We start from the raw sequence: 2,387 nt of genomic DNA, 5'->3' as shown, positions 1-2,387 counted from the left end.
GCTCTTCCCTGGAATGGACGTGGTGGAGAGCCACGCCTTCCGCATCACCCGTAACGCCGACTTCGAGGTCGAAGAGGACCGGGACGAAGATCTGCTCCAAGCGCTCGAGCGTGAGCTGGCACGACGCCGGTTCGGCTCTCCGGTTCGGCTCGAGATCGCCGACGACATGACCGAGCACATGCTCGAACTGCTGTTGCGCGAGCTGGACGTCGATCCGGGCGATGTGATTCAGGTGCCAGGGTTGCTCGATCTGTCCTGCCTGTGGCAGGTGTACGGCGTCGACAGGCCAACGCTCAAGGACGCACCTTTCGTTCCAGCGACACATCCGGCTTTCGGCGAGCGCGAGACACCCAAGAGCGTGTTCTCGACGCTGCGGGATGGCGACGTGCTTGTCCATCACCCGTACGACTCCTTCTCCACCAGTGTGCAGCGGTTCATCGAGCAAGCTGCAGCAGATCCACAGGTACTGGCGATCAAGCAGACCCTGTATCGCACGTCCGGAGACTCACCGATCGTCAACGCGCTCGTCGATGCTGCCGGCGCAGGTAAGCAGGTGGTTGCACTCGTCGAGATCAAGGCGCGCTTCGACGAGCAGGCCAACATCGAATGGGCGCGAAAGCTGGAGAAGGCAGGCGTCCATGTCGTGTACGGTCTCGTCGGCTTGAAGACGCACTGCAAGACGTGCCTGGTCGTGCGGCGCGAGGGATCGGTCATTCGCCGCTACTGCCATATCGGAACGGGCAACTACAACCCCAAGACAGCTCGAATCTACGAGGATGTGGGCCTGCTGACTTCCTCGCCCGAGATCGGCGCCGATCTGACCGACCTTTTCAATTCGCTGACCGGCTATTCGCGCAAGACCAGCTACCGCAACCTTCTCGTCGCTCCATATGGTGTGCGTCGCGGCATCATCGAACGCATCGAGGCGGAAGTCGAGTATCTGAAGGCGGGACGCGAGGCGGGAATCCGACTCAAGGCCAACGCGCTCGTCGACGAACAGGTCATCGACGCGCTGTACCGCGCGTCCGCGGCCGGAGTGCCGGTCGAGGTCGTGGTCCGCGGAATCTGTGCGCTGAAGCCGGGTGTGCCTGGATTGAGTGAGAACATCGAAGTTCGATCGATCCTCGGCCGCTTCCTCGAGCACTCACGCGTCCTCAATTTCCGCGGCGCGGACGAGTTCTGGATCGGCAGCGCCGACATGATGCACCGAAACCTCGACCGCCGCGTAGAGGTCATGGCGCAGGTCAAAGATCCACGTCTGACCGCCCAGCTGCACGACATCTTCGAATCGGCGCTCGACCCGACAACCCGATGCTGGATTCTGCGACCCGATGGCGGATGGGCGGCGTCGCCGGCTCAGGGCGAAAGCGTCCGCGAGCACCAGGGTGAACTGATGCGCAGCCGGCGGAACCAGGCGTCTTGATGTCGGGCGGCGACAAACCCTTGCGTGCAAACATATTCGCCGCCGGAGCCGTCTTGTGGCGAAACTCTCCCGACGGTGACAACGAGATGCAGGTTGCAATCGTCCACCGTCCGAAGTACGACGATTGGTCGTTCCCCAAGGGCAAGATCGATCCAGGTGAGACGTCGGTCGATGCAGCCGTCCGAGAGGTAGCGGAGGAGACCGGGTTCGATTCGCGCCTCGGTCGCTACCTCTCCACTGTGACCTATCCGATTCCAGGACATCGCAAGATGAAGAAGGTCGACTATTGGGCGGCGAAGGCGGAGGACGGAAAATTCGAGCCGAACGCCGAAGTCGACGAACTACGTTGGGTACCACCCAAGGAAGCCGTGCATCAGCTGTCCTACCCGATGGACCACAAGATTCTCCGCCGGTTTCTCAAGCAACCCGTCGACACCGAGACCGTCCTGCTCGTCCGTCACGCCAATGCCGGGCGACGCTCGCGATACAAGGGCGACGATGCCTTACGGCCGCTCGATTCCGTAGGTGAGGCTCAGGCGGCCGCCTTGGTTTCTCAACTGTCCGCATTCGGCGCCGACTCGGTACACGCGGCCAACCGACGCCGGTGTGTTCAGACGGTTCAACCGTTGGCAGATTCCCTTTCCGTTCAGATCACGCTGGAGCCACTGCTGTCCGAGGAAGGCTATTGGGACGCTCCCCAGGAGGCCCGGCAGCGAGCGCTCGACATCGCTGGTCTCGGGGGCGTCCAGACGATCTGCAGTCAGGGCAAGGTAATTCCCGATCTTCTGCAATGGTGGGCGGACCGCGACGGCGTCACGCTTCCCCCGAACCGAAATCGCAAAGGCAGTGTGTGGGTGCTGTCCCTTCGAGACGGAAAGCTGCTCGCTGCCGATCATCTGGCCAGTCCACTACCGCCGACCCCTGCCGGTAGCTGAACCGAGTCTCAGCACGAACAAGGCCCCGC

General features: G+C 62.5%; 2 protein-coding genes. Both read left to right on the top strand.

The features are described 5' to 3' along the window. On the top strand, positions 1 to 1,423 hold a 1,423-nt coding region (ppk1, locus tag A2J03_RS14935; RefSeq protein WP_068375343.1), incomplete at its 5' end, for a polyphosphate kinase 1. Further along, a complete protein-coding gene (locus A2J03_RS14930; RefSeq protein ID WP_068375340.1) occupies positions 1,423 to 2,358 on the top strand; it encodes an NUDIX hydrolase in 936 nt (311 codons plus the stop codon). The genes ppk1 and A2J03_RS14930, both read left to right, overlap by 1 nt. Positions 2,359 to 2,387 lie beyond the last annotated feature (29 nt).

This window comes from Rhodococcus sp. EPR-157 (assembly GCF_001647195.1).
GTDB lineage: Bacteria > Actinomycetota > Actinomycetes > Mycobacteriales > Mycobacteriaceae > Rhodococcoides.
Note: the sequence above shows the minus strand (reverse complement) of the source record. Positions and strands in the feature narration are given on the sequence as shown.

Excerpts from the sequence above, each read along its gene's own strand:
- A2J03_RS14930 (WP_068375340.1), top strand. The coding sequence starts at position 1,423 with ATGTCGGGCGGCGACAAACCCTTGCGTGCAAACATATTCGCCGCCGGA.